Below are 26280 nucleotides of genomic sequence, written 5' to 3' on the forward strand. Positions count from 1 at the left end.
AAAATCGTAGTATGACTACGACTAATTCAAGCAAGCTAAACGCGCTCTACACCCGGCTGGCACCGGGAGCGCCGCTGACCTCGGAGGACTTGGCGGCGTTGGGCATCTCTGCCGACCTGGCCGTTCACTACGTCCGGGCAGGGTGGCTGACGCGCTTGGCGCGGGGGGTTTTCTGCCGCCCGAACGATTCCCCGGCGCTCCATCCCAGCCTGCTGCTGTTGCAGCGCCAATTCGAGGGGCTGCACGTCGGCGGCAAGTCGGCGCTGGACTGGTACGGCGTGCGCCAGTACGTGCCGCAGCAGCCGGTGCTGCATCTGTATGGCTGGAAGGCTGCGCGCTTGCCGGAATGGTTCACCGAACGCTTCCCGGCCGAGTACCACCGCAAGCGCCTGTTCGATGAGCAGCCGGACGCCATGCTGCACGTCGGCCCGTTTGAGAAGCGCGGCGGGGCGCCGCAGGTGTCGGCGCCGGAGCGCGCCTTGCTGGAACTGTTGAGCGAGGTTGGCGTGCGCCAGCCCTTGCAGGAAGCCCGCGAACTCGTCGAAGGCGCGTACAGCCTGCGTGCCGATGTGCTGCGCGAGCTGTTGCAGCACTGCACGAACGTCAAGACCGTGCGGCTGTGCCTGCAACTCGGCCGCGAGGCGTCATTGCCCTGGGTGGCCAAGCTCGACTCGGCCTCGCTGCCGACGGGCAGCGAGCGGCCTTGGGTGTCTCGGTCGGCCGACGGCCTGCTGGTGCTCAAGCCATGAACCAGACCTATCTCGATACCGCGCGCCTGCTGACGCAGGTGGCGCCACTGGTGTTCGTGGATGACACCTTCGCCTTGAAGGGCGGCACGGCGATCAATCTGTTCGTGCGCGACATGCCGCGTCTGTCGGTTGATCTCGATCTGGTCTTTCCCGATCACACGCTGCCGCGTGACGAGGCGCTGGCGCGCATCAACGAGGCTGTTCGGCAGGCTGCCGAGCGGTTGAAGAAACGAGGCTTCCAGACGCACGCACCAGCGGCAGCAGCAGGAGAGACGAAGTTGCTGGTGCGTCGTGGCTCGATTCAGGTCAAGGTCGAAGTCAACTTCGTCATGCGTGGCACGGTGCAGCCGGTGCGCCGTGCTTCGCTGACGCCGGTTGCCCGCGACGTGTTGATGGCCGATCTAGAGATTCCGGTGGTGTCGCTGGAAGACGTGTACGGCGGCAAGCTGGTGGCGGCACTGGATCGGCAGCACCCACGCGATCTGTTCGACGTGATGCAGCTCTTTGCGCACGAGGGCATCACGCCTGGCATCCGGCGCGCCTTCGTGGTTTACCTCGCCAGCAGCAACCGGCCGATCCATGAAGTGTTGTTCACGCCGCTGCGGGACATCCGGCATGACTACGAGCACAACTTCCAAGGCATGACAGTCGAGCCCGTGCCGCTCGATGCGCTACTCGCCACGCGAGAACGCATGGTGCGCGAAGTGCAGCAGGGCTTGGACGACGACGAGCGGCGCTTCCTGCTGTCGCTGGTCGTCGGCACGCCGGAGTGGTCATTGCTGGGCATCGCACACCTCGAACATCTGCCGGGCATCCGCTGGAAGCTGCGCAACCTGGCGCAGTTGCAGAAGGTCGATGCGAGGAAGTTTGGCGAGCAGGCTGACCTGCTCGCCAAGCAGCTATCTGCGCTATGCTAGAAGGCGATTGATGATGGTGCCGCCAGCGTCGTCACCCCGCTAATCGCCCCATCTCCCGCGCCAGCAAAAGATGTCCGATGCAGACGGTAAAGACGACGGTAAGGCCCCATTTCGATCATCGCAAATCCCTTTAACCACGCGGACTTACGTGGCTCATTGATGATCGAGTGGGAGTGATTCGGCCTCTGGCGCTGGCCAGAGCCGAGTAGCACCAGAGAACAAAAAAGCCCGCGTAACTGAACTGCACCCCAAAGGTTGGACACCCGTTCAACCTTTGGGGTGTTTTTCATGGCGAAGTACGATGAGAGCTTCAAGCGCCAGGTTGTTGAGCGCTATCTGACAGGATCTTCCGGTTTCAAGGCCTTGGGCAAGGAACTGGGTGTGGACCCGGGAGCCATACGGCGCTGGGTTGGCAGCTATGCTCATCACGGTGCAGCAGGGCTGAGAAAGAAATCTGTCCGGTATGGCGCGAAGTTCAAATTGTCGGTGCTACGGCGGATGTGGCGCGACGAGTTGTCCTACCGACAGGTTGCTGCTCTGTTCGATCTGAGGGGCGGGACTGCTGTCGTCTCGGCGTGGGAACGCCAGTATCATTCGCAGGGAATAGACGCACTGGCGCCCAAACCACGAGGGCGTACGAAGACAATGTCGGCTCCTATACCTCCCAAGCCACCGGCCTCGAATGTCAAAGAGACCCGCACGCTGGAAGATCTGCGTAAAGAGAACGAATACCTGCGCGCGGAGGTGGCGTACCTAAAAAAATGGAATGCCTTGGTTCAGGCCAAGAAAGCGGCCGCACAGAAAAAGCGCGGCTAGTGCTCGAACTGAGGCAACACTATGATTTGGCGGCGCTACTGAAGGTTGCTGGACTGTCGCGCAGCACGTTCTATTACCAGGCCAAGGTTATCGGGGCCGGCGATAGGTACGCCGACTTGAAGGCGCGTATCCAGAGCATCTACGACCATCATAAGGGCCGTTATGGCTACCGGCGGATCACGGCGGCACTACGACGATCTGGCGAGACGATCAATCACAAGGTGGTCCAGCGGTTGATGCAGTCACTGGGCCTGAGATCCTTGGTTCGGCCAAAGAAGTACCGCTCATACCGAGGGCCAGGTCACGTGTCCGTGCCTAACCTGTTGCAGAGGCAGTTCCAAGCCAGGCGCCCGAATGAGAAGTGGGTGACGGACGTGACCGAATTCAATGTCGGCGGCGACAAACTCTACCTCTCGCCTGTTATGGACCTATACAACGGGGAAATCGTGGCCTATCAGACCAGCCGGCGACCGCACTTCAGCCTGGTTGGCACGATGCTCAGGAAGGCATTGAACAAGCTCTCCAGTGCTCAACGGCCGCTGCTGCATTCCGATCAGGGTTGGCAATACCAGATGCCGGCCTACCGGCGGGTGCTGGCCGAGCACGGGGTGACAAAAAGCATGTCACGTAGGGGAAATTGCCTGGACAACGCCGCCATGGAGAGCTTCTTTGGAACGCTCAAATCCGAATGCTTCTATCTGAGCAAGTTCACCGCCATTGACCAGTTGCAGGATGCCTTGCGCCGCTATATCCACTACTACAATCACCACCGCATCAGGACCAAACTAAAAGGGCTGAGTCCTGTGCAATACAGGACTCAGCCCTCTATGGCTTAGCCTACCGCCTTAACTGTCCAACTTCTTGGGGTCAGTTCATAACTGCGGGCTTTTTTGTGCCATTTTTCCGGCACCGGTCTGTCGACCACGGCCTGGCTCAGGCATTACCTGACGGACGATTTGCGTCGTAACGGAATACCCCATCCGTTAGGTCAATCTCGGGAAACTCATCCTTCTCTCCCCAGTAGTCTTGCGTGTGTTGCCACTCGCGCGTGTTGCCGCTCCTGGGCATGAGTTGGATGTCGCGCATGAGATAGCCGGGGTTGAAGTTGTCGGCGTCTATCCACTCGGATAGAGGCATGTCTTTCTCGTCTTCACGGAGTTGTGGGGTGACTTGCTTTGCTCCTGTGGCATCCATGTGCTTCAGCAGGCGGCAGACGAAGTCGGCGACCATGTCAACCCGTAGCGTCCAGCTGGCGCGGAAGTAGCCGAACACCCAGACCATGTTAGGCACGCCAGTGAACATCATGCCGCGATAGGTCACGGTTTTCGAGAAATCCAGCGATTGGCCGTCGACGCTAAACGGAATGTCGCCCAGCACACTGAGCTGAAAGCCCGTAGCGGCCACAACGATGTCGGCGTCTAGCTTCTCGTTGGACTTGAGCACGACGCCGTCCTCGACGAACCGGTCGATCTCGTCAGTGACCACGATGGCGTTGCCCTCGCGAATTTCCGCGAACATGTCGCCATCGGGAATGAACGCCACCCGCTGCTGCCAAGGCCGGTAGCGTGGTGAAAAATGCGGTTCGAGTTCGAAGTCCTCGCCAAGCTGCGCGCGAACCCCTGCAAGCAGTTCCTTGCGCACCTCCTCTGGTTCTTCACGTGAGCGGCGGGCGAAGATGGCGCCATCCATCAGGACTTTCTTCCGGATGATCGCGTGGATCCACATTGGGTCGATTTCGAGCCGGCGTAGCTCGTTTGCGAGATCGTTGGCGTTGCGTCCCGAGATGAAGTATGTGGGCGAGCGTTGCAGCATGGTGACCTTGGCACCCAGGCGGGCCAGTCCCGGCACGACGGTGGCAGCGGTAGCGCCCGAGCCGATGACGACCACACGCTTGCCCTGGACGTCCAGTTCCTCGGGCCAGGTCTGCGCGTGAATCAACGGGCCTTTGAAATTGTCCATGCCCGTCCACTCGGGCAGATAGCCCTGATCGTGGCGATAGTACCCCTGGCACATCCACAGGAAATTGGTGGTGAATCGTACGCGCTCTCCCGATTCCAGGCGTGTGGTATCAAGGGTCCAAAGTCCTTCGGCGGAAGACCAGGAGGCCGCGTCGATGCGATGGCGATAGCGGATGTGCTGAGCGAGGTCGTTTTCTTCGATTACTTCGGCCATGTAGCTGAGGATTTCCTCTGCAGTCGCAATGGGTTTTCCCATCCATGGCTTGAAGCGGTAGCCGAAGGTGTAGAGGTCACTATCCGAGCGCACACCGGGATAGCGGTGTGTGTGCCAGGTGCCTCCGAAGCTGTCCTTGCTTTCGAGCACGACGAAACGCTTGCCGGGGCATTGTGTCCGCATGTGATAGGCCGAGCCTACACCCGAGATGCCCGCACCGACGATGATCACGTCGAAATGCTCCGTGGCTACGGGTCGGGCAGGCTGGCGCCCGGACAAGATGTTGGCATTCATGGGGTTGTCTCCTGAGATATCGTATGTGGCCCTGGCCACTCACGTGAAGAACGCCGATGACGTCATGCGCCACCGTGTCGTTCTTCGTGGCAATGTCCTGTCGGACTATCAAGATGACTTTCAACCAGATCGAGCAGGGCACCGGGCTGTTCCAGCGTGACGAGGTGGCCGCAGTCGATCTGCTCGTAACGCGCGCCCGCTATGCCTGCAGCCAGATCGCGGCAATGCGCGGGCGGCACCAGTCGATCTTGTTGCATACCGATCACCAGGGTCTGGGCTCTTATCCTGGGTAGCTCGGCGCGAATATCGATCGTGGCATCGAGCTCGGCCTGGCGATCGCCTCCGGCAGAAAGCAGGTTGGCGATGCGGTCCAGTGCGGTCTGTATCGCCTCAGTGGAGTTGGCTTGAAAGAAGGTATCGGACACGCCGTTGACCAGCAGCAGTCTCGCAAGCTGGTGCTTGTCGGTTCGTGACAGCTCCGCCCAGAGGTCAAAAAGCACGCACATGCTTCTGCTGCTCTGCACCCAGCCACCTAGCAAGATCAGTCGGCGCACACGATCGGGCATTGCAGCGGCCGCGACCGCGGCGACGACGGCACCCAGCGAATAGCCGATGAGATCCAGAGGCTTGCCGTCTCCAGCAAGGTCGGCGACGGCGCGGACCTGCTCGACCAGCGTGGTCAGGGCGATGGGGCCGCCCGGGTCTTCGGTCTGGCCTGCGCCGACCATGTCGAACGCGAGGCAGCGCCGTTTGGCTGCCAGCCTGGGCAGCAACTGCGCCCAACCCATTTCGGCGCTTGAGGACGTGCCGTGAATCAGAATTGTGGCTCTGCCCTGGCCCGCGTCCAGCACACTGGTTCTGGGAATGCCGGGCGCGTCCACATTCAGACGTTGCATAGGAGTCCTTGAGTGAGGAAGAGAAAGGGATCGACCAGACTGCGTCAGGTCGCTTGCAGCCAACGCTCGATTTGCTGGCCGTTAATGCCTACGCGGATGTCTACGGCGTATGGCGGGTACGCGATGAGGTGGCGAGCTTCCTGGGGCGGCCGCCCTGATCCTTAGCGCCCTGGCCGACGCGCCCGATTGGAGGCAGGCCGAGATAGCTCACGATAAGTTCGTACAACACGTGAACCATGGCGACATGGCCCTTGGGTAGCGGCGCCTGGCTGTTGTACATCGCGTTGAATTGCGCGCTGCGCGCTGCGTACACGCCGAACATCAAGCGCGCTTCCCAGTCGGGGATGGCTACCACCTCCGGAAACCGGCTCAGTGCGGACACCAGCCGGCGCGTGGCGTCGTTTCCCAGGCGACCCACGGGCTCCCACGCTTTGGGGTCGACCAGCGCACGCTGCAGCACGGCACGGAATACGCCATGACTCTTCTTCTGTACGCGTACGGCCAGGTCCACAAAGGCATTGATGACTTCGTGCGGTGATGCATGCTCGGTAGTGACCTTGGCCAGCAAGTCGTCGGTATCCTGGCGGATCTGGTCGAAGCCGCGCTCCAGCACGGCCTGAATGAAGCCTTCGCGGTCTCCGAAGCGGAAGTACAAGGCGCCGATCGATGTGCCAGCGTATTCAGCCACCGCCTGCATCGACAAGCCCTCGAATCCGTGCGCTTCGAAGTGGGCCAGGCCTGCATCCAGCAGCGCTTTCTCTGTTGCCTGGCTGCGGGCTTGCAGGGCGAGTCTGCGGTTCTTGGGGGGTGTCGCATCTGTCTGGCGATCAGATCGATCTGATCGCTCAGGCGATGCCTTGGCGCTGCCGATGGGAACATCGAGCATGCTGTGTCTCCCAAATAGAATTCGATTTATGGTTCTATTTATAGTCCCTGTAGCCTATTGTGCAAGCCGGAACTGCGGGCCGGCTGCAATTTCCGTTCTGCCATGCAGTTGGGCGTCTGCCGAACCCATTTGGCGTGTTTGCCAAACCTGACCGGTTGCCGTCGTCAGGGGCGGAAAGTCGAAACCCGCAAGTGACTGCGGGTTTTGATTGCTGGTGATCGTCTAGGAAGGGGGGCTATCTTGACACTGGCCCCGCAGCGCTCTGGGCGCGTTCCCGCTCGACCTTGTCCGTGACATCCCGTGCAACGGCGACTGAGCCGATGACATTGCCGTTCGCATCGCTGATCAGCGCAAACGTCATTTCCACAAAGAGTTTGCGTCCGTCCTTGTGGATCGCCTTGGTCAGTGTCGGCTTGCCGGAGAGCCGGGTCTTGCCGGTGTCGATAGCGGCCTGAAATCCCTTCCAGTGCGCGGCCTGCAGGCGCTCGGGAATGATCAGGTCGAGACTTTGGCCCAGCGCCTCGTCCGGGCCGTATCCGAAGAGTTCCGCCGCAGCATGATTCCAGCCCGTGATTCGGCCGTCCGTATCGGCAAAGATGAGTGCGTCGGCGAGTTGTTCGAGGATTTGCGCTGCCGTGTTCGTTGAAATTGTCATGATTTCATCGTCTTGTGGGGTGGGGGCGCTCGCCCGGCATTGGGCCGTCTGATGCGGCCCGATTGCCAGTCGATATTCTCCGCTGCAAATCGCAGATGCCTGCGCTTTCTCTCCGGACTATCAATAGTCCGCCAGATGCAGCGCGTGGTCGCGCACGTCAGCCGGCCATCCGCCGATCAGTTCGCGGAGCCGCGATGCATCATTGCTGAACAGCGCGCGCGTAGCTTCTTCGAAGCCGGGCAGATCGCCGCCAATGGCCAGCATGAAGTGATAGGCACGCTCGTGGGCCTGGCGCATCCGGTCTTTCTCGCTGCCCGCGCGGCGCGCTTCCTCGACCAGCTTCCTGAGCGCCACGGAGGCGCCACCAGGCTGGCCGGCTAGCCATTCCCAGTGCCGGGGCAGCAGCGTGACCTCACGCGCCACCACGCCAAGCTTCGGCCGACCGCGGCCTTTGGGCTCGGAGGCTTCCGGCGCTTCCAATCCGGCGTCAGGATCTTTGTTGTGTGGCGTCGCCAGCTGTAAGCGGCTGGTGATCTCTTGTTCCGTGCCCCTGGTATCCACATCCAAGGTGCGGCCGGTTGCATCGTCGAAGATCAACACGGGGCCGGTCGTACCCTGCGCGAGCGCATGTTTGACGGCCAGGGCGTTCGCCAGCAGGGGGCCTGTGGCGATGCGTTGGTGTCCGTTGAAGCTGGTGTAGGAGGGTGGGTTTGTCATCGTCGTCGAATGAGTAGCTAGTCGGTTTGCAAATATTACCCGGATATAATTTGGCGCGCAATATCACCCGGATAAAAATATTCCTGTTCTGCGGAAAGTGGCCTATTTCGCAACTTTGTTGATGAGGCCCAGAACCTGGCGCAACGCGTTCGAGCAGGATCGCCGGCATCGATCTCAGCGGAGGCTCAGGCTCACATGTCAGGCTACGAAGGCATCGCATGCATTGCCGACCCGCAGGCCCCTGCGCGGGCCATTGAAAGGCTGACCGGGCAGTCGGCGGGATTCCGGTCTATGCTCTCGCCAGCGGGTGCCGGCAGGCCCCGGCTGGACAACAGCAACGCACGTTCCGTATTCACAGCCAAGGAGCCCACATGGCCCTCTCGATGTACGACGTATCGGTACCCGTATTCATCCGCGCGCTGACCAACCTGTCCGCGATCCTGGAAAAGGGCGCGGCCCATGCGAAGGCGCAGGGAATGGACGCCGCGGAGCTGATCCAGACGCGGTTGATCGCGGATATGGACCCGTTGCCGGCGCAGGTCCAGCGCGCGAGCGACGCGGCCAAGGGCTGCGCGGCAAGGCTGGCCGGCCTTGAGACGCCATCGTTTCCGGATACCGAGGCGACCTTCCCGGAGCTTCAGGAGCGCATCGCCAAGACCATTGGCTATCTGAAGACGATTCGGCCGGAGCAGTTCGAAGGCAGCGAGACGCGGACGGTGGAGCTCAAGCTGCGCCATGGTCCGATTACGTTCGACGGGAAGAACTACCTGCTTGGTTTCGCGCTCCCGAACTTCTATTTCCATGTCACGACGGCTTACGACATCCTGCGTCACAAGGGGGTACAGATCGGCAAGATGGATTTCCTGGGCGCGCCGCCGCGGTGAGTGATGATGGGTGGCGTCTGCTGCTCGCGGTGGCCGGCGCCAAGGTCGTCATGATTTCGGGTTCTCAGCAAAAACCCTAAGTTCTTGCTACAATCACCGGTTGCCCACCCATCGCATTTTGCTTATTTTTTAGGCAGGCGGGCGATTACGGACACCCCCAAGACCCAAAACCAACCGCATGACTTACGCCGTCAAGGAAATCTTCTACACGCTGCAGGGCGAAGGCGCTAACGCCGGTCGCGCCGCGGTGTTCTGCCGTTTCTCGGGTTGCAACCTGTGGACCGGTCGTGAGGAAGACCGCGCGCGGGCGGTATGCCAGTTCTGCGATACCGATTTTGTCGGGACTGATGGCACGCTGGGTGGCAAGTACAAGACCGCCGATGAACTGGCGGCAGTGGTGGCGGCCGAATGGCCGCAGGGTGCAGGCGGCAAACCGCTCGTGGTCTGCACTGGCGGTGAGCCGCTGCTGCAGCTCGACGCGCCGCTGATCGGCGCGCTGCACGCGCGCGGTTTCGAGATCGCCATCGAAACCAACGGCACGATCGAGGTGCCTGAGGGTATCGACTGGGTTTGCGTGAGCCCGAAGATGGGTTCGGAACTCGTGGTGAAGAAGGGCGACGAACTCAAGGTCGTGATTCCGCAGGATGGCCAGGATTTCGCGGCATACGAGCAACTGGATTTCCAGTATTTCATGGTGCAGGCCATGGATGGCCCGCTGGCCCGGCAGAATACTGCCGCGGCAGTGGAGTTCTGCCAGCGCCACCCGCGCTGGCGCCTGTCGCTGCAGACCCACAAGCTGCTGGGCATTCGCTGACACATGAGCAAACAAGTTTCGATTACGCGCCGGCTCGAATTCGACGCCGGGCACCGCATCCCAAGCCATGGCGGACAGTGCCGCAACATCCATGGCCACCGCTATCGTCTGGACCTGACGCTGTCCGGCGAAGTCCTGCACCAGGAGGGCGCGCCCGATGACGGCATGATCCTGGATTTCGGCGATATCAAGACGCTGGCCAACGAGCATCTGGTGTCGAAGTGGGATCACGCGTTCCTGATCTATCGTGGCGATACCGCGCTGCTGAATTTCCTGCAGTCGATGGACAACCACAAGACCGTGGTGATCGACAGCATTCCGACCGTTGAAAACCTTGCGCAGGTGGCGTTCGACATCCTGGCGCCGGTCTTCAAGGACTGCTTCGATCATCATCTGCAACTGACCCGCCTGGTGCTGTTCGAGACGCCGAACTGCTGGGCCGAGGTCAGCGCGCCGCTCAGCCTGCCCGCGCAGGACTGACGCGGGACTGACAGGCGCTTCATGGCAGACGTCCCCGTATTTGCCGACCCCGCGGAGCGCGACCGCTTCTACATGGCCGCCGCGCTCGACGAGGCACGGCTGGCCGAAGCGGCCGGCGAGGTGCCGGTGGGCGCCGTGGTGGTGTGGGACGACAAGATCATCGCGCGCGGCCACAATTTGCCGATCCGTTCGGTCGATCCGTCCGCTCATGCGGAGATGCAGGCGCTGCGCGCGGCAGCCAAGGTGCTGGGCAACTACCGGATGCCCGAGTGCGAGATTTACGTGACGCTTGAGCCGTGCCCGATGTGCAGTGGGGCGATTCTCCATGCGCGGCTGCGACACGTGGTATTTGGCGCGACCGACCCCAAGACGGGGGCGGCCGGCAGCGTGGTCGATCTGTTCGCGCAGGCCACGCTCAATCACCAGACCACACTCACGCGAGGCGTGATGGCTGATGAGTGTGGCCAGTTGCTGCGCGACTTTTTCGGGGCGCGCCGCAGGGCGCAGAAAGCGGCAAGAGCCTTGCAGGTCTCGCCAGTGGACGCAGATTCGGGGAAAATTCAGGCTTCAGACCCGAATTCCGAAACATGAGCCAGCCCACCGAAGTCCGTCTCATCGCCTCATCCGGCTACCCTCACGACGTTGCCATTGCCGCCCGCGGCTGTGCCTGGCTCAAGCACCACGGCTACCACGTCAACAATCCCGATGTGCTCGCGCGCCGCTATCTGCGATTCGGCGGTACGGATGCGGAGCGGTTGGCCGATCTCCATGCCATCGGCACAGGTCCCGCTCGGGAGCTGACGCTGGCGGTGCGCGGCGGGTACGGCCTGGGCCGACTGCTCGATCGCATCGAGTTCGGGCGCATCGCGGAGCAGGCCAGCGCAAGCGGCACGCCGATCGTCGGTCACAGCGATTTCACCGCGTTCCAGCTGGCCTATCTGGCCAAGGCTGGCGGGGTGTCGTTCGCAGGGCCGATGCTGCTCGCGGATTTCGGCGAGGAGCACGTCGATTCGTTCATGTGGCGGCATTTCGAGGGCATCCTGCGCGCCCCGGTCCACGACATCGAGGTCGAGGCGGCCCAGGTGGCCGCGCCGGCAACCGTGGAAGGCACGCTCTGGGGCGGCAATCTGGCCATGCTGTGCACGCTGCTGGGCACGCCGTACATGCCGAACATCGACGGTGGCATTCTGTTCCTGGAAGACATCAACGAGCCGCCGTACCGCGTGGAGCGGATGTTGCTCCAGTTGCTGCACGCAGGGGTGCTGGCCCGGCAACAGGCCATCGTGCTGGGCGACTTCTCGAATTACCGCACCACCGACTACGACAATGGCTACAACATGGATGCCGTATTCGACTATGTGCGCGAACAGTTGCGTATTCCGGTGCTCACGGGCCTGCCGTTCGGCCACTGCCCGCGCAAGCTGACTTTGCCGGTGGGCGGAAATGCGCGGCTGACGGCACGTGCCGACGGTTTCGTGCTGTCGCTGTCGGGTTATCCGACGTTGTAGGCGGCGTTGTAGTCGGCGGTCGCCCAGGGCGGCGACATGCCGCCCGCGACTTACCAGATACCCCCACGAGTGGTAAAATATCTGGTTATTTCCTCATTTCGCTGCGCCGGGCGCCAATGCCTGCCGCGAGCAGTCATCTCAGGGTGCCCACGCGGCACACCGACATTCCAGACAAGGTTCAGACGTGCTTTCTACCGCAAACATCACCATGCAGTTCGGCCCCAAGCCGTTGTTCGAGAATATCTCGGTCAAGTTCGGCGAGGGTAACCGCTACGGCCTGATCGGCGCGAACGGCTGCGGCAAGTCCACCTTCATGAAGATTCTCGGCAGCGATCTGGAGCAGTCGTCGGGCACGGTCATGCTGGAGCCGGGCATCCGTCTGGGCAAGCTGCGCCAGGACCAGTTCGCGTATGAGGACAACCGCGTGCTCGATGTGGTGATGATGGGCCATACCGAAATGTGGGGCGCGGCGAGCGAGCGGGACGCAATCTACGCGAATCCGGAAGCCACCGACGAAGACTACATGCACGCTGCCGAACTCGAGGCCAAGTACGCCGAGTTCGACGGCTACACGGCCGAGGCACGCGCTGGCGAACTGCTGCTGGGCGTGGGTATCCCGACCGATCAGCACCAGGGCCCGATGAGCGAGATCGCCCCGGGCTGGAAGCTGCGCGTGCTGCTGGCGCAGGCGCTGTTCTCGAATCCGGATGTGCTGTTGCTCGACGAACCGACCAACAACCTGGACATCAACACGATCCGCTGGCTGGAAGACGTGCTCAACGAGCGCAACTCCACCATGATCATCATTTCCCACGACCGTCACTTCCTGAACTCCGTGTGCACGCACATGGCGGACATGGACTACGGCACGCTGAAGGTCTACCCGGGCAACTACGACGACTACATGCAGGCGTCGATGCAGGCCCGCGAGCGCCAGGTGGCCGCCAACGCGCGCGCCAAGGATCGAATCACCGAACTGCAGGACTTCGTGCGCCGCTTCTCGGCCAACAAGTCGAAGGCTCGCCAGGCCACGTCGCGCCTGAAGCAGATCGACAAGATCAAGGTCGAGGACATCAAGCCGTCGTCGCGCCAGAACCCGTTCGTGCGCTTCGAGTTCGAGAAGAAGCTGCACAACCTGGCTGTCGAAGCAGAGGACATCACCAAGACCTACGACCGCAAGATCATCAACAATCTGTCGATGGCGATCCAGGCTGGCGAGCGTGTGGCCATCATCGGTGAGAACGGCGCGGGCAAAACCACGCTGCTGCGTTCCCTGCTGAACAACGTGGTGCAAACCGGCGTGCAGCGCGGCGTGGAAGTGGACCGCGGCACGGTCAAGTGGGCCGAGAACGCCAACGTGGGCTACATGCCGCAGGACACGTACGAGGAATTCCCGAACGACTTGAACGTGATGGACTGGATGAGCCAGTGGACCCAGGCCGGCGATGACGACCAGTCGCTGCGCGGCACGCTGGGCCGTCTGTTGTTCTCGGCCGACGATATCAAGAAGTCCGTCAAGGTGCTGTCTGGTGGCGAGAAGGGCCGCATGATCTGGGGCAAGCTGATGCTGGGCCGCCATAACGTGCTGGCGATGGACGAGCCGACCAACCACATGGACATGGAGTCGATCGAATCGCTCCAGATCGCGCTGGACAAGTTCACGGGCACGCTGGTCTTCGTGTCGCACGACCGTGAACTGATCAGTGCTCTGGCCACGCGAGTGATCGAAGTGCGCACCGACGGGCGGATCACCGATTACCTCGGCACGTATGACGAGTACCTGCAATCGCAGGGCATCGAGGCCTAAAGTCGGTAAGCCGGTAAGCCTGCGTCTTTCTCCCCTGTCCCGCAATGCGGAGCAGGGGAGCTTCATGGCTAGTGCTATCGCACCGGCGCCATTCCCATCTCCGCCAGCAGCTGATCCAGCTGATCGATGATCGCGCGCGCCGTGATCTCTCCCTTCGCCTTCTGAAGCGCAGCCCCCAGCATGTCACGCAGGGCGGCCAGTTCCACCAGCGTCGCCGCCTTTTCCACTTTGACTTGCAGCATATAGCCGCGCAGGCCGAGGTGATTGCCGATCACATCCGTAAAGAAGTGGTAAAGCCGCTGGTAGCTATCGGGTGCCGGCGTGGCTGGCTGCGTCGACGGCTTCGCGGCGGGCAGGGCGCCCGGGGCGATCGTGGTGTCCGCCAGGACGTCGTCGATGCCCTTGCCATCGGACGTGTTGAACGATGAATAGGCCGCGAAGAGATTGGTCTCGGCCGGGGCTCGCTGCGGAGCGGGTCGCGCCGGGCCGGTAGTTGGGCGAACCGTGGCCGGCACTGTCGACAAGGCAGGCTTCGCGCCCGCGGGAGCCGGTATTGGCTCGATCAGTCCGAGTGCCAGCAGCGTGTCCAATGCTTCCCCGGCCATGCCCAGGGCGCCGACTTGCGCCACCAGCTCCGATCTGGCGCGCTCCCCATTCACGATCAGCAATAGCGCGCGCAGTTTCTGATCCAGCTTTCGTTCGCGCGTGCGAATTTCTTCCTGTCCTGCCTCCGTCTTGCGAAAGATCGGATCGACCATGCCCCGCTCCTTGTTGTTTTGTTCTGTCTTGTTTTGTTATGTACCGGCCGCCCGACGCATACCCTCCCAAAGTCTGGTATGTGGCCGATAATCGCCGTCTCGATGTCAGTCGGAGCTTGCGGCACAGGAAATTCGAAACCGCAAACCGCTCTACAATGTGGTGCACCACGAAAGTAACAAAAAATATTGCAACCGCCGATTCACCTAACGAGAACTGTGGCCATGCAACAACGAGACAAACTTTTCATCAATGGTAGCTGGGTGACCCCCCACGGTACGGGGTTCATCGATGTCATTCATTCCGCTACCGAAGACGTCATGGGCAAGATCCCCGAAGGGGACGCGCGTGACGCCGAGAACGCCATCGCTGCGGCGCGCGCGGCATTTGAAGCCTGGTCGGCCACGCCGCCGTCCGTGCGTGCCGATTACATCCGGAAGATTGCCGAAGGCCTGAAGGCGCGCTGCGAGGAGCTCGCGCAGATGATTGCCGGCGAAGTCGGCATGCCGATCAAGCTGGCCCGCGCCATTCAGGTGGGTGGCCCCGTCTACAACTGGGGCCAGGCCGCGGCGCTGCTCGACCAGTTCGCGTTCGAGGAGCAGGTGGGCAATTCGCTGGTCGTGCGCGAGCCGGTCGGCGTGGTCGCGGCCATCACGCCGTGGAACTATCCGCTCAACCAGATCACGCTGAAGGTGGCGCCGGCATTGGCAGCGGGCTGCACCGTCGTGCTCAAGCCGTCCGAAGTGGCGCCGCTCAATGCCTTCGTGCTGGCTGAAGTGATCGAGGCCGCGGGGCTGCCGCCGGGCGTGTTCAACCTGGTGACCGGTTATGGTCCCGTGGTCGGCGAGGTGCTGGCCAGCCATCCCGAAGTCGACATGGTGTCGTTCACGGGTTCGACCCGTGCCGGCAAGCGCGTCTCGGAACTGGCCGCGCAATCCGTCAAGCGCGTGGCGCTCGAACTCGGCGGCAAGTCGGCGTCGGTGATCCTCGACGATGCGGACCTGCCGACGGCCGTCAAGGGCACCATCGGTGCCTGCTACCTGAACTCGGGGCAGACCTGCTCGGCGCACACGCGCATGCTTGTGCCGCGCAGCCGCTACGAGGAAGTCAAGGCCATCGCCGCGAAGGTGGTGGAAGGCTTCACCGTTGGCGATCCGCTGGCCGACACGACGAAGCTGGGACCGCTGATCTCCGCGGTGCAGAAGGAGCGCGTCACCGGATATATCCGTCGCGGGCTGGACGAGGGCGCGGAACTGGTGGCGGGAGGACCCGATACGCCGGCTGGTCTGGACCGTGGCTTCTTCGTCAAGCCTACCGTCCTCGGCAATGTCGATCCGAAGGCCACCGTGGCGCAGGAGGAGATCTTCGGGCCGGTACTGTCCGTTATCTGCTACGACACGGAAGACGAGGCCATCCGCATCGCCAACGACAGCATCTACGGTCTGGGCGGCGGTGTCTGGTCGGGTGACGAGTCGCGCGCGATCCGCGTGGCGCGCCGTATCCGTACCGGCCAGGTGGACATCAATGGCGGCCCGTTCAACATGAACGCGCCGTTCGGTGGCTTCAAGCAGTCCGGCAACGGGCGTGAAGGCGGCAAGTTCGGGTTGGAGGAATTCCTCGAGTACAAGTCGCTGCAACTCAAGAAGCCCGCCTGACCGAGGACGAGTTCGTCGTATCATCAATGCCCGGCATGTCCGGGCATTTTTTATTCCTGTCATTGCAGTCTTTCCTATCGGGGGGAGTTGGATGCGCTGGTTGAAACGGCTGGGCTGGGGTTTGCTGGGCATCGTGCTGTTGGCGGCAACCGGGTCGATCGGCGGCTATATCTGGTACCGGCAGGCGTCGCAGCCAGACGTGGCCGGCACCTTGCGACTGGCCGGCCTGCGAGACCGCGTGGTGGTGGTGCGAGACCGGAATGCCGTGCCGCATATTCAGGCGGCCAACTCACTCGACGCCTACTACGCGCTTGGCTACGTCCACGCGCAGGACCGCCTATGGCAGATGCAAATGAACAAGCGCATCGTCGCGGGCCGTCTTGCCGAAATCCTGGGTCCCAGCGCGCTCGAAACCGACCGCTTCCTGCGCACACTGGGCGTGCGGCGCAATGCAGAGGCGATCCTCGCACAGACACCGCCAGAGGGCCGCGCGGTGCTGCAGGCCTATGCCGACGGCGTCAATGCGTTCATCGACACGCGCAAGTCGGCGCTGCCACCGGAATTCCTGATCGTTGGCACCCGCCCCGAGCACTGGGAGCCGGTGGATACGATTGGCTGGCAGACGATGATGGCGTGGGATCTCGGGGGCAACTGGACGCAGGAAGTCCTGCGCATGGGGCTGTCCCAGCAGTTGCCGGCCTCTCGCATTGCAGAAATCCTGGCGCCGTATCCGGGCGAGAAGCCGTTGCGGACGATGGACTACGCCAGCTTCTATCGCAAGCTTGGCCCGGTGGCCACGGCCATGGCGCAAGTTGTCCAGCAGGCGCCGTCTGGCTACGTGGAGGGGATGGGCTCGAACAACTGGGTTGTCTCCGGCGCCCATACGCGCAGTGGCAAGCCTCTGCTGGCCAATGACCCGCATCTGGGGCTCCAGGCGCCCGCGCTCTGGTATTTCGCGCATCTGCAGGCCCCTGGCCTGGATCTGACCGGCGCCACGCTGCCCGGCGCGCCGCTGGTGGTGCTGGGTCACAACAAGCGCATTGCCTGGGGCTTCACCAATACCGCGCCCGATGTCCAGGACCTGTATCTGGAGCGGGTCGACCCGGCCAATCCCAACCGCTATCAAACGCCAGAGGGCTGGGCGGAGTTCAGCACGCGAACCGAGACCATCCAGGTCAAGGGGGCGCCGGATGTCACGCTGACGGTGCGCGGCACGCGCCACGGACCGGTCATGTCCGATGTGGCGGAGCCGATCAGCGCGGCCGCCAAGCCGCTGGGCGCGCAGTACGTGGTGGCGTTCCAGTGGGCGGCGCTGCGCGCCGACGATCGCACGTTCGTGGCCAGCCTGAACATGAGCCACGCATCGGACTGGAAGTCGTTCGTGGCGGCATTGCGTGACTTTCATTCGCCGCAGCAGAACATCGTCTATGCCGACGTCGACGGCAATATCGGATATATCGCCCCGGGCCGCGTGCCGCTGCGCCGCCCTGACAATGACCTGATGGGGCTCGCGCCAGCGCCGGGCTGGGATGCGCGTTACGACTGGCAGGGTTTCATTCCGTTCGAGCAGTTGCCGCGCCGCTTCAATCCGCCCGAGGGCATGATCGTCACGGCGAACCAGAAGATCGTGGGCGACGATTACCCGTACTTCATCACGAGCGAGTGGACGGTGCCGTATCGCTACCAGCGCATCCGCACGCTGCTGGAGGCCGAGCCGCACCATACGAAGGACACCTTCGCCGCGATCCAGAAGGACGTGGTCTCTCTAGCCGTGCGCGATGCGCTGCCATTGCTGCTGGCTGCCCCAGTGGCGACGGACGCCACACGCCCGCCGCGCGAGCGCGCGCTGCTCGACGCGCTGCGCAAATGGGACGGCACGATGTCGGCCGACCGGGCGGAGCCGCTGGTGGTGACCGCATGGCTACGCGAACTGTCGCGCCTGCTGTTCGAGGACAAGGTCGGCGAATCGCAATTCAACCGACTCTGGGAGCAACGCAACGTCCAGTTGCCGATGCTCAATGCGATGCGCGACCCGAAGGGCCTGGGTGCCTTCTGGTGCGACAACTCGCGCACGCCCGCCCACGAGAGCTGCGCGGACACGATCGGGCTGGCCTGGCAGCGGGCGATTGCCGATCTGGATCGTCGCTACGGCGAAGACACGGCCAAGTGGCGTTGGGGCAAGGCGCACACCGCTCGTTCCGAGCACAAGCCGTTTGGCAAGGTGCCGTACCTGTCCGGCCTGTTCAACGTGCGCGTGCCCACCGGCGGCGATACGTATACGGTGGATGTGGGCCGCCACAACCTCCGCGATGAGCACGCACCATTCGAGAGCACGCACGCGGCCAGTCTGCGCGCCATATACGATCTGGACGACCTGTCGGAGTCGCGTTTCATGACGTCGACCGGACAGTCTGGCAATGCGCTGTCGCCGCACTACCGCGACTGGACCGAGGAGTGGGCAGCCGTGCAGTTCATCACGATTGGCGCCCACCGGCGCAATCCGGGCGGTGACAGCTTTGACACGCTGGTACTGCGGCCGCTGAGTGATGGCAACTGATCGACGGCAACCGAGCGATGGCAACTGACCCGCCCGATGTTGTCAAAGATTGTGTCAATGGAAATCATTCCCGGTAAGCGGGCAGTACCATCACGGGACCTTTCCTTGCAGGAGTCATTCGATGAGCGATACCCATGCACCTCGCGGCCCGCGCCGCACCGATGTGATCCAGCACGTGGGATTCGAGCACGCCGGCGTGATTGCCGATGCAGCCCGCGCGCGTGGTCACGAAATCCGCATGTATCAGGCAGGCGTGGATGACCTTGCACTGGTGCAGGATGATCCAGCCGATCTGCTTGTGGTGCTCGGCGGCCCGATCGGGGTCTATGAGACCGAAGCCTATCCGTGGCTCGAAGCCGAGATCGCCGTCATTCGTGACCGTCTTCATGCACAGCGGCCAATGATCGGTGCGTGCCTGGGTGCGCAACTGATTGCAGCCGCTGCCGGTGCGCGCGTGTATCCGGGCACGCGCGAAATCGGCTGGGCGCCGATCACGCCCACGGAAGCTGGTCGGCGTTCACCGCTGGCCGCGCTGGCCGAGGCCGACTGGCAGGTGTTGCACTGGCACGGCGATACCTTCGACCTGCCCGCCGGCGCCGAACTGCTTGCCTCCACCGCTGCCACGCCGCACCAGGCCTATGCCATCGGCTCGCATGTGCTGGCGTTGCAGTTCCACCCCGAGGTCAAGCCGGGCGATATCGAAACCTGGCTGATCGGGCATACGGTCGAACTGGGGCGCGCCGGTATTGATCCGCGCACGATCCGTCGCCGTACCGGTGAAATCGGTGCCGTCGTCGCCAATGCCGGTGAGCGGATGTTTACACGGTGGATGGAAGAGGCCGGGGTTTGATGGAAGCGGTGATCAACATCCCGATTGCCGCCGTACTGGCGGGCAGGGTAAAGCCGTTCGGCCCCAAAGGGGTCCCGAGCGGGATCGAGAAGACAGTGGTCAGCGGGTCGGTTCGCATCACGAAGCTCGGCTTGGATATCGACGAGCAGGGCGATCCGAAGCATCACGGCGGCCCCGAAAAGGCGCTGCACCACTATCCGCGCGACCACTATCCGGTCTGGCACGACACGCTGGCAGCCCATGGCGGTAACGTCGACGTGCTGGATGCCCCGGGTGCCTTCGGCGAGAACTTCAGCACGCACGGTCTGACAGAGGCGGAAGTCTGTATTGGTGACCGCTTCCGTGTCGGCACGGCGCTGGTGGAAGTCTCGCAGGCCCGGCAGCCGTGCTGGAAGCTCAATCATCGGTTCGGCTATGCGGCCATGTCGCGCTCGGTGCAGGAACGTGGACGCACGGGCTGGTACTACCGGGTGATCGAGGAGGGGGAAGTGTCAGCCGGCGACAGGATTGTGCTGGTAGCGCGGCCTTATCCGCAATGGACCCTGCAGCGGTTGCTGCACGTGCTCTACGTGGATCGCCTCAACGACACGGCACTGGCCGAGATGGCCGATCTGGCGCCGCTGGCGGAAAGCTGGCGCAAGCTGGCCCGCCAGCGCGTGGCGAGCCATGTCGTGGAGGATATGGAGAAGCGGTTGGCCGGAGGCTAGGGTCAGCCAGCGCGGCGTATCTGCCGGTCAATCCGGCTGGAACCGACGCGCCGTGCCTTCGCGAGTGATCCGCTCCCAGATCACCTGCTTTTCCTCGTCGGAATAGAACACCCAGTTGCTGACCTCGGCGGCCGTGCGGCCGCAGCCCTGGCAGATCTCGTCGAACAAGGTCGAGCAGATGCCGATGCAGGGGCTGTCCGGACGGTCGCTCAACTTCGCCTGACCATCGGGATCGACGGTGGCGGACGGGGCAAGTGACGCGGACGGGTTGACGGGCATAAAGACGGAGTGACGGCGACAGGAACGACTGGCCGCACATTATAAACGTCTGTCCGATCCGGAATTACCCCCGACGTCATTGTGGTTGGCTGGTCACCCGTCTACGCTTGATGGGTCATGTTTCCAGCGCAACTGCTTACCGGGAGATTGCCGATGTCCGAGTCCGCCAATGCTGTCGACCCGCGCAATGCCGCAATGATCGAGTCGGTGCTGATTGCCTCGCCGGTGGCGCAAGCGCTGGGTATTCGGCTCGATGCGCTTGGTGCCGAGCGCGTGGAGATGCTGCTGCCATTCAGTATGAAGAACATCACTGTTGGCGATATCGTCCATGCGGGCGTCATTGCAACGCTGATCGATGTGGCGGGCGCGGCGGCCGCGTTTTCGAAGGTCGATCTGGATGTCGTCAAGACCGGGGCGACGGGTTCGCTGTCGATCCAGTATCTGGCGCCGGCGCGGGCAGCCTCACTGCGGGCCGTGGCCGAAGTGATTCGCCGTGGCAAACGGCAGGTGGCGACCGAGGTCTCGGTCTATGCGGAGGGCGATGCCGAGGCCGTGCTCGTTGCCAAGGCATTGATGAGCACGGCCCTGATCTAGTTCACACCAGGTTCACCAGGATCAGTACTTCCAGAAGATCTCTTGCAGTGCCTTCGGGTCGTTGGTCTTGGTCAGTGCCAGCGCCATCAGGATGCGAGCCTTCTGCGCGATCTGGTCGTCGGTGACGATCCAGTCGTACTTGTCGTCGGGCTGTTCGCCGTTACGGATCACGACGCCGCTGCCCGTGCGCGAGGCACGCACAATGAACACGCCCTTGGCACGGGCGGCCTTGAGCGGTTCGACCATGTAGTCGCCGACGCTACCATTGCCGGTGGCGTCGAAGATGATGGCCTTGGCGCCACTCTTCACAGCGGCATCGATCGCGGCAGGGTTCATGTTGCCGTACGCGTAGACCACGGCCACTTCAGGCAGCTTGTCGATCTTGTCGATGTCGAACTCCGTCTGCGTCGTGTGCGGCCGGGCCGGCAGGCGGAAATACAGCGTGCGGCCTTCCACCACGTAGCCGAGCGGGCCAAACGGCGAGCGGAACGTCTCGACCTTGAACGTGTTGGTCTTCGTCACGTCACGGCCGGTCTGGATCTCGTCATTGAGCACCACCAGCGTGCCCTTGCCCTTCGAGGCGGGGTTCGACGCCACCAGCACGGCGTCGTACAGGTTCAGCGCGCCATCGGCGCCCAGTGCGGTGCCCGGGCGCATCGAGCCGACCACCACCACCGGCTTGTCGCTCTTGAGCGTCAGGTTCAGGAAGTATGCGGTTTCCTCGATCGTGTCAGTGCCGTGCGTGATCACGATGCCGTCGACGTCGGGCTGCTTGAGCAGTTCGGAGACGCGCTTGGCCAGCTTGATCAGGCGCTCGTTGTTGAAGCTCTCGGAGCCGATCTGGAAGACCTGTTCACCCTTGACGTTGGCGATCTTCGAGATCTCCGGCACGGAAGCGATGATCTTGTCGACCGGCACCACGGCGGACTGATAGGCCGCGGTATTGGTGGCGGCAGCACCCGCGCCGGCGATGGTGCCGCCAGTGCCGATGATGACGATGTTGGCCTTGCGTGCTTCGGCGGTGGTGCCTGCCGGCGCATTGGCGCTGGCGGCCGGTGCGGGGCTGAGCTGGGCGTGAGCCACGCCAGTGAGCAGGCTGGCCGAAAGCAGCAGGGCGGCCAGGGGTTTGAGACGGGCAGTGCGTTGCATGATTCTCCTCATATCGGCGAACGGCGCGCGTCTTGTGGAAGCGCGAGAGCCGCAGGTTTTCGATTCATGGATTCCACTCGTCAAGCGCCGCAGGGTTTTCCAGCGGTCGTTGCCGAGAATGGAGCGTGCACTATACCGAGGCCCCGGTGTTGCGTCGACAACTGCACCAGCAGGGTCACAGCCGCATACGTATGCCTGAAAAGACAAAGCGGCATCCTCTGCCAGAGAGGATGCCGCTTCGTTCAAGCAGCGAGGACCTTCCGTCTGTACGCGCTTAGAACGCGTCGCCCGGTATGCGAACCCAGCCTTCCATCAACACGCGTGCACTGCGGCTCATGATGGCCTTCGTCACGGTCCATTCACCGTCGGACTGGACGGCCTGCGCGCCCACACGCAGCGTGCCGGATGGGTGGCCGAAACGCACTGCCTCGCGTTCGCCGCCGCCGGCCGCCAGGTTCACCAGCGTGCCCGGTACTGCAGCCGCCGTGCCGATGGCCACCGCAGCGGTGCCCATCATCGCATGGTGCAGCTTGCCCATCGACAGCGCACGCACCAGCAGGTCCACGTCGCCGGCATTGACGGTCTTGCCGCTCGATGCCGTGTACGTCGCCGGCTTCGCCACGAACGCCACCTTCGGCGTGTGCTGGCGACGCGCGGCTTCGTCGATGTCGCGGATCAGGCCCATGCGCTTGGCGCCATAGGCACGGATGGTCTCGAACATCGCCAGCGCCTTCGGGTCGCCGTTGATGGCTTCCTGCAGTTCCGTGCCGGTGTAGCCGATGGCCTCCGCATTGACGAAGATCGTCGGAATGCCGGCATTGATCATCGTGGCCTTGAGCGTGCCGACGCCGGGCACTTCGAGGTCATCGACGAGGTTACCGGTCGGGAACATCGCGCCGCCACCGTCATCGCCTTCCTCGGCGGCCGGATCCATGAACTCGAGCTGGACTTCGGCCGCGGGGAACGTGACGCCGTCGAGCTCGAAGTCGCCCGTTTCCTGCACCGCGCCGTTGGTGATCGGCACGTGCGAGATGATGGTCTTGCCGATGTTCGCTTGCCAGATCCGGACCGTCACCGTGCCGTTCTCGGGAATGCGCGCCGCGTCGATGAAGCCGTTGCTGATCGCGTACGGACCGACCGCCGCCGACAGGTTGCCGCAGTTGCCGCTCCAGTCTACGAACGGCTGGTCGATCGACACCTGCCCGAACAAATAGTCGACGTCGTGGTCCGGGCGGGTGCTCTTCGAGATCAGCACGGTCTTGCTGGTACTCGAGGTGGCCGCGCCCATGCCGTCGATCTGCTTGCCGTACGGATCGGGGCTGCCGATCACGCGCATCAGCAGCGCGTCGCGCGCCTTGCCCGGGACCTGCGCAGCCTCTGGCAGGTCCTGCACCCGGAAGAACACGCCCTTGCTGGTACCGCCACGCATGTAGGTGGCGGGAATCCTGATTTGGGGTACATGTGCCATTCGTCAGTCTCCCGTCAGGCCGCCGCGCGCGAGGACTCGAGGAAGTCCTGCGCAAAGCGCTGCAGCACGCCGCCTGCTTCGTAGATCGAAACTTCCTCGTCGCTGTCCAGGCGGCACAGCACCGGTACTTCCACGCGCTCGCCGTTCTTGCGGTGGATGACCAGCGTCAGTTCCGCGCGCGGCTTGCGTGCGCCGATGATGTCGAAGGATTCCGTGCCGTCGATGCCGTACGTGGCGCGGTTCTCACCGGGCTTGAACTCCACGGGCAGTACGCCCATGCCGATCAGGTTGGTGCGGTGAATGCGCTCGAAGCCTTCGGCGACGATGGCTTCCACGCCGGCCAGACGCACGCCCTTGGCGGCCCAGTCACGTGACGAGCCCTGGCCATAGTCGGCCCCGGCCACCACGATCAGCGGCTGCTTGCGGTTCATGTACGTCTCGATCGCTTCCCACATGCGCACGACCTTGCCTTCCGGCTCGATCCGCGTCAGCGAACCCTTCTTGACCGCACCTTCGACCACGGCCATCTCGTTGATCAGCGTCGGGTTGGCGAATGTGGCGCGTTGCGCGGTCAGGTGGTCGCCGCGGTGCGTTGCGTACGAGTTGAAGTCTTCTTCCGGCAGGCCCATCTTGGCCAGATACTCGCCGGCTGCGCTGTTCAGCAGGATCGCGTTCGACGGCGAGAGGTGATCGGTGGTGATGTTGTCACCGAGCACCGCCAGCGGACGCATGCCGCGCAGCGTGCGCTCGCCGGCCAGCGCGCCTTCCCAGTACGGCGGGCGGCGGATGTACGTGCTTTGCGGGCGCCAGTCGTAGAGCGGGCTGATCGACGTGTCGTTTTCCGCTTGCAGCGCGAACATCGGCTCGTAGACCTTGCGGAACTGCTCGGGCTTCACGCTCTGCTTGACGATGAGGTCGATCTCTTCGTCGGTCGGCCAGATGTCCTTCAGGTACACCGGCTTGCCGTCGGCATCGGTGCCCAGCGCGTCGCGTTCGATGTCGAAGCGGATCGTGCCGGCGATGGCGTAGGCCACCACCAGCGGCGGCGATGCCAGGAAGGCCTGTTTCGCGTACGGGTGGATACGGCCATCGAAGTTGCGGTTGCCGGAGAGCACGGCCGTGGAGTAGAGGTCACGGTCGATGATTTCCTGCTGGATCTTCGGATCGAGCGCGCCGGACATGCCGTTGCAGGTCGTGCAGGCGAACGCCACGATGCCGAAGCCGAGCTTTTCCAGGTCGGGCAGCAGGTTGGCTTCTTCCAGATAAAGCTCCACTGCCTTCGATCCCGGTGCCAGCGACGACTTGACCCAAGGCTTGCGCGTCAGGCCGCGTGCGTTGGCGTTGCGCGCCAGCAGGGCGGCGGCAATCACGTTGCGCGGGTTGCTGGTGTTCGTGCAGCTGGTGATGGCGGCGATGATCACGGCGCCGTCGGGCATCTGGCCCGGCACTTCTTCCCACTTGCCGGCGATGCCGCGGGCAGCCAGGTCGGAGGTCGGCAGACGCTTGTGCGGGTTCGACGGGCCGGCCATGTTGCGCACGACCGTGGACAGGTCGAAGTGGAGCACGCGCTCGTACTCGGCCTTCGTCAGCGCGTCGGCCCACAGGCCGGCGGTCTTGGCGTAGGTTTCCACGAGCTGGACCTGTGCCTCGTCGCGGCCGGTCAGTCGCAGGTATTCGGTGGTCTGGTTGTCGATGAAGAACATGGCGGCGGTGGCGCCGTACTCGGGGGCCATGTTCGAGATCGTCGCGCGGTCGCCGAGCGTCAGCGACGAAGCGCCTTCGCCACGGAATTCCAGGTACGCGCCGACCACCTTTTCCTTGCGCAGGAATTCGGTCAGGGCCAGCACGATGTCGGTGGCGGTGATGCCAGGCTGGCGACGGCCGGTCAGCTCCACGCCGACGATGTCCGGCAGGCGCATCCACGAGGCGCGGCCGAGCATCACGTTTTCGGCTTCCAGGCCGCCCACGCCAATCGCGATCACGCCGAGCGCGTCGACGTGCGGCGTGTGGCTGTCGGTGCCGACGCAGGTGTCGGGGTAGGCTACGCCGTGGTCGGCGTGGATCACGGGCGACATCTTCTCCAGATTGATCTGGTGCATGATGCCGTTGCCCGGCGGGATCACGTCGACGTTGCGGAACGCCTTCTTGGTCCAGTTGATGAAATCGAAGCGGTCTTCGTTACGGCGATCCTCGATGGCGCGGTTCTTCGTGAACGCATCGGGGTCGAAACCACCGCATTCAACGGCCAGCGAGTGGTCGACGATCAGTTGCACCGGCACCACCGGATTGACCTTGGCGGGGTCGCCGCCCTGATCGGCGATGGCGTCGCGCAGGCCGGCCAGGTCCACCAGCGCGGTCTGGCCCAGGATGTCGTGGCAGACCACGCGGGCCGGGAACCACGGGAAATCGAGCTCACGCTTGCGTTCGATCAGTTGCTTGAGCGATGCGGTCAGCGTGGCGGGGTCGCAGCGGCGCACGAGGTTCTCGGCCAGCACGCGCGACGTGTAGGGCAGCTTGTCATAGGCGCCCGGGGAGATGGCTTCGACCGCGGCACGCGCATCGAAGTAGTCGAGCTTGGTGCCGGGTAGCGGCTTGCGGAATGCAGTGTTCATGGCGTCGTGTGAGGACTGTTTCGCGCCGGCCGGCGCGCCCTGGGGCGCGGACGGCGGC

General features: G+C 63.3%; 24 protein-coding genes. 14 read left to right on the forward strand and 10 right to left on the reverse strand.

Annotated elements, in window-relative coordinates; all coding sequences use genetic code 11:
- Nucleotides 1-11: 11 nt before the first annotated feature.
- The 3 genes from RMET_RS07855 to RMET_RS33425 all read left to right on the forward strand — a co-directional run bounded on the left by RMET_RS07855 (nucleotide 12) and on the right by RMET_RS33425 (nucleotide 3318).
- Nucleotides 12-749, forward strand: a complete 738-nt coding sequence (locus tag RMET_RS07855; protein ID WP_011516298.1) for a type IV toxin-antitoxin system AbiEi family antitoxin — start codon at nucleotides 12-14, stop codon at nucleotides 747-749.
- Nucleotides 746-1666: a nucleotidyl transferase AbiEii/AbiGii toxin family protein gene (locus tag RMET_RS07860; RefSeq protein ID WP_011516299.1), complete on the forward strand. Its 921-nt coding sequence runs from the start codon at nucleotides 746-748 to the stop codon at nucleotides 1664-1666. Before RMET_RS07855 ends, RMET_RS07860 begins: the two co-directional genes overlap by 4 nt.
- A gap of 288 nt (nucleotides 1667-1954) precedes the next feature.
- Nucleotides 1955-3318 (forward strand): IS3 family transposase gene (locus tag RMET_RS33425; RefSeq protein ID WP_196776403.1). Its coding sequence is split into 2 segments (ribosomal slippage): nucleotides 1955-2429 and nucleotides 2429-3318, totalling 1365 coding nucleotides; the frame shifts between segments, so codons are not numbered across the junction.
- A 97-nt stretch (nucleotides 3319-3415) separates the two neighbouring features.
- On the opposite strand, the gene RMET_RS07875 is transcribed toward RMET_RS33425, so the two are convergent.
- The 5 genes from RMET_RS07875 to RMET_RS07895 form a co-directional block, all read right to left on the reverse strand.
- On the reverse strand, nucleotides 3416-4948 hold the full coding sequence (locus RMET_RS07875; protein ID WP_011516302.1) for a flavin-containing monooxygenase: 1533 nt from the start codon (nucleotides 4946-4948) through the stop codon (nucleotides 3416-3418).
- Nucleotides 4949-5010: 62 nt separating this feature from the next.
- Nucleotides 5011-5844: an alpha/beta fold hydrolase gene (locus RMET_RS07880; RefSeq protein WP_011516303.1), complete on the reverse strand. Its 834-nt coding sequence runs from the start codon at nucleotides 5842-5844 to the stop codon at nucleotides 5011-5013.
- A gap of 100 nt (nucleotides 5845-5944) precedes the next feature.
- Nucleotides 5945-6730, reverse strand: coding sequence for a TetR/AcrR family transcriptional regulator (locus RMET_RS07885; RefSeq protein WP_011516304.1), 786 nt, complete (start codon nucleotides 6728-6730; stop codon nucleotides 5945-5947).
- Nucleotides 6731-6965: 235 nt separating this feature from the next.
- Nucleotides 6966-7385 (reverse strand): PAS domain S-box protein, encoded by a 420-nt coding sequence (locus RMET_RS07890; RefSeq protein ID WP_011516305.1) that lies wholly within the window; start codon nucleotides 7383-7385, stop codon nucleotides 6966-6968.
- 120 nt (nucleotides 7386-7505) lie between these two features.
- A complete protein-coding gene (locus RMET_RS07895) occupies nucleotides 7506-8102 on the reverse strand; it encodes a DUF2239 family protein (RefSeq protein WP_011516306.1) in 597 nt (198 codons plus the stop codon).
- Between the two features lie 371 nt (nucleotides 8103-8473).
- Here RMET_RS07895 and RMET_RS07900 point away from each other — a divergent pair, with 371 nt between their 5' ends.
- The 6 genes from RMET_RS07900 (at nucleotide 8474) to RMET_RS07925 (ending at nucleotide 13595) form a co-directional block, all read left to right on the forward strand.
- Nucleotides 8474-8986: a DUF1993 domain-containing protein gene (locus RMET_RS07900; RefSeq protein ID WP_011516307.1), complete on the forward strand. Its 513-nt coding sequence runs from the start codon at nucleotides 8474-8476 to the stop codon at nucleotides 8984-8986.
- 178 nt (nucleotides 8987-9164) lie between these two features.
- On the forward strand, nucleotides 9165-9800 hold the full coding sequence (gene queE / locus RMET_RS07905) for a 7-carboxy-7-deazaguanine synthase (RefSeq protein WP_008649702.1): 636 nt from the start codon (nucleotides 9165-9167) through the stop codon (nucleotides 9798-9800).
- Between the two features lie 3 nt (nucleotides 9801-9803).
- Nucleotides 9804-10280 carry a 6-pyruvoyl trahydropterin synthase family protein gene (locus RMET_RS07910; RefSeq protein WP_008649701.1) on the forward strand — a complete coding sequence of 159 codons (477 nt, stop codon included), beginning with the start codon at nucleotides 9804-9806 and terminating at the stop codon, nucleotides 10278-10280.
- A 21-nt stretch (nucleotides 10281-10301) separates the two neighbouring features.
- Nucleotides 10302-10871, forward strand: a complete 570-nt coding sequence (tadA, locus tag RMET_RS07915; RefSeq protein WP_011516308.1) for a tRNA adenosine(34) deaminase TadA — start codon at nucleotides 10302-10304, stop codon at nucleotides 10869-10871.
- A complete protein-coding gene (gene ldcA, locus RMET_RS07920; RefSeq protein ID WP_011516309.1) occupies nucleotides 10868-11788 on the forward strand; it encodes a muramoyltetrapeptide carboxypeptidase in 921 nt (306 codons plus the stop codon). Before tadA ends, ldcA begins: the two co-directional genes overlap by 4 nt.
- Before the next feature lie 184 nt (nucleotides 11789-11972).
- Nucleotides 11973-13595: an ABC-F family ATPase gene (locus RMET_RS07925; RefSeq protein ID WP_011516310.1), complete on the forward strand. Its 1623-nt coding sequence runs from the start codon at nucleotides 11973-11975 to the stop codon at nucleotides 13593-13595.
- Between the two features lie 74 nt (nucleotides 13596-13669).
- Here the strand turns inward: RMET_RS07925 and RMET_RS07930 are convergent, their stop codons facing one another.
- A complete protein-coding gene (locus RMET_RS07930; RefSeq protein WP_011516311.1) occupies nucleotides 13670-14353 on the reverse strand; it encodes a hypothetical protein in 684 nt (227 codons plus the stop codon).
- Between the two features lie 222 nt (nucleotides 14354-14575).
- Between RMET_RS07930 and RMET_RS07935 the strand changes: the two genes are divergently transcribed.
- The 4 genes from RMET_RS07935 (at nucleotide 14576) to RMET_RS07950 (ending at nucleotide 20120) form a co-directional block, all read left to right on the forward strand.
- On the forward strand, nucleotides 14576-16006 hold the full coding sequence (locus RMET_RS07935; protein ID WP_011516312.1) for an aldehyde dehydrogenase family protein: 1431 nt from the start codon (nucleotides 14576-14578) through the stop codon (nucleotides 16004-16006).
- Nucleotides 16007-16097: 91 nt separating this feature from the next.
- Entirely contained in the window at nucleotides 16098-18563 is a 2466-nt protein-coding gene (locus RMET_RS07940) for a penicillin acylase family protein (RefSeq protein ID WP_011516313.1), read from the forward strand.
- 121 nt (nucleotides 18564-18684) lie between these two features.
- Nucleotides 18685-19413 carry a glutamine amidotransferase gene (locus RMET_RS07945; RefSeq protein WP_011516314.1) on the forward strand — a complete coding sequence of 243 codons (729 nt, stop codon included), beginning with the start codon at nucleotides 18685-18687 and terminating at the stop codon, nucleotides 19411-19413.
- Complete coding sequence (locus RMET_RS07950) at nucleotides 19413-20120, forward strand: MOSC domain-containing protein (protein WP_011516315.1); 708 nt, start codon at nucleotides 19413-19415, stop codon at nucleotides 20118-20120. The genes RMET_RS07945 and RMET_RS07950 overlap by 1 nt, the downstream gene beginning before the upstream one ends.
- A 27-nt stretch (nucleotides 20121-20147) precedes the next feature.
- On the opposite strand, the gene RMET_RS07955 is transcribed toward RMET_RS07950, so the two are convergent.
- Entirely contained in the window at nucleotides 20148-20399 is a 252-nt protein-coding gene (locus RMET_RS07955; RefSeq protein ID WP_011516316.1) for a DUF1289 domain-containing protein, read from the reverse strand.
- Between the two features lie 153 nt (nucleotides 20400-20552).
- Here RMET_RS07955 and RMET_RS07960 point away from each other — a divergent pair, with 153 nt between their 5' ends.
- Nucleotides 20553-20993 (forward strand): PaaI family thioesterase, encoded by a 441-nt coding sequence (locus RMET_RS07960; protein WP_011516317.1) that lies wholly within the window; start codon nucleotides 20553-20555, stop codon nucleotides 20991-20993.
- Between the two features lie 21 nt (nucleotides 20994-21014).
- On the opposite strand, the gene RMET_RS07965 is transcribed toward RMET_RS07960, so the two are convergent.
- The 3 genes from RMET_RS07965 to acnD all read right to left on the reverse strand — a co-directional run bounded on the left by RMET_RS07965 (nucleotide 21015) and on the right by acnD (nucleotide 26222).
- Nucleotides 21015-22142 (reverse strand): asparaginase, encoded by a 1128-nt coding sequence (locus RMET_RS07965; RefSeq protein ID WP_011516318.1) that lies wholly within the window; start codon nucleotides 22140-22142, stop codon nucleotides 21015-21017.
- 274 nt (nucleotides 22143-22416) lie between these two features.
- The gene (gene prpF / locus RMET_RS07970) at nucleotides 22417-23610 is read right to left on the reverse strand and encodes a 2-methylaconitate cis-trans isomerase PrpF (protein WP_011516319.1); all 1194 of its coding nucleotides are present in this window, start codon (nucleotides 23608-23610) and stop codon (nucleotides 22417-22419) included.
- A 14-nt stretch (nucleotides 23611-23624) separates the two neighbouring features.
- Entirely contained in the window at nucleotides 23625-26222 is a 2598-nt protein-coding gene (acnD, locus tag RMET_RS07975; protein ID WP_011516320.1) for a Fe/S-dependent 2-methylisocitrate dehydratase AcnD, read from the reverse strand.
- Between the last annotated feature and the right edge of the window lie 58 nt (nucleotides 26223-26280).

Origin of the sequence: Cupriavidus metallidurans CH34, from assembly GCF_000196015.1 — a bacterium.
GTDB classification, from domain to species: domain Bacteria; phylum Pseudomonadota; class Gammaproteobacteria; order Burkholderiales; family Burkholderiaceae; genus Cupriavidus; species Cupriavidus metallidurans.